We start from the raw sequence: 1,019 nt of genomic DNA on the forward strand, positions 1-1,019 counted from the left end.
CACCGGGGGCCTGCTTCGTCGGTGCCTGCGGTCAGGCGCCGGCCGGGGTGCGCACGTTGCCGAACTCGTTGCGGCGGCGCAGCACGAACCCGAGGCTCTCGTAGAGCCGGATCGCGTTCGTGTTGCCCGCCGAGGCGTGCAGCATGGCCCGGGCGCCGCGCTCGCGGACGTGGTGGACGACGTCGAGCACGAGCCGCGTGGCCAGGCCCTGGCCGCGGAACCGCTCGTCCGTGGCGACGGCGCTGATCTCGGTCCAGCCGGCGGGCCGCAGCCGCTCGCCCGCCATGGCCGCGAGCTCGCCGTCGCGCCGGATGCCGACGTACCGGCCCATCTCGTAGGTGCGGGGCAGGAACGGGCCGGGCTTCGCGCGGGACACGAGGTCCAGCATCTCGGGCACGTCGGCGGCGCCCAGGACCACGGCCTCCTCGTCGGGGCGGCCCTGGACGCGGTCCGTCTCGACGAGCTGCACGCCGCCGAACACGTCGCCGCGCACCCAGCCGGCCGGCAGGACGACGGACTCCGGCGGGGCGGGGAAGTCGGCGTCGTACCCGACCAGGTCGATGATCGCGGCCCACACGTCCGGGTCGTCCCAGGTGCGGACGGCTGCCCACGGCGAGACGTCCACGGGGTAGCGGCGGACGAGGTCGCCGCCCTCGGCGAGGTGGGCGTGCTCCCCGGAGAGCGACGACCAGCCGGCGTTGTCGAGCGCGGAGTAGTCGGGCGCTGAGTCGTTGAAGGCCGAAGGGGCCGGCGCGGAGGCGTCGGGCGCTGCGGGGTCGGGGGCGGTGCCGCCGGGGGCGGCGTCGGTCAGAAGGCTCACGTCAATGAGCAACTGGTGTCCGGCCGTGGGCATTCCGGCGGGACGCCGGCTGGGCTCGACGCGGCTGAGGCTGGACGTCGGCCCCCGTCCGACGCCGGCCCTCGTCCGACGTCGGCCCCTGACCGACGTCGGCCCCCGTCTGACGTCGGCCCCTGACCGACGTCGGTTCTGATCCGACGTTGGCCCTCGTCCCCTTCCC

At 75.7% G+C, this 1,019-nt stretch carries 1 protein-coding gene; it reads right to left on the minus strand.

Annotated features, from left to right (window positions below; all coding sequences use genetic code 11):
• Positions 1–31 precede the first annotated feature (31 nt).
• Positions 32–820 (minus strand): GNAT family N-acetyltransferase, encoded by a 789-nt coding sequence (locus ACFWEJ_RS28820; protein WP_377232576.1) that lies wholly within the window; start codon positions 818–820, stop codon positions 32–34.
• Positions 821–1,019: the final 199 nt, after the last annotated feature.

The organism is Promicromonospora sp. NPDC060204 (genome assembly GCF_042728455.1).
Taxonomy (GTDB): Bacteria; Actinomycetota; Actinomycetes; order Actinomycetales; family Cellulomonadaceae; genus Promicromonospora.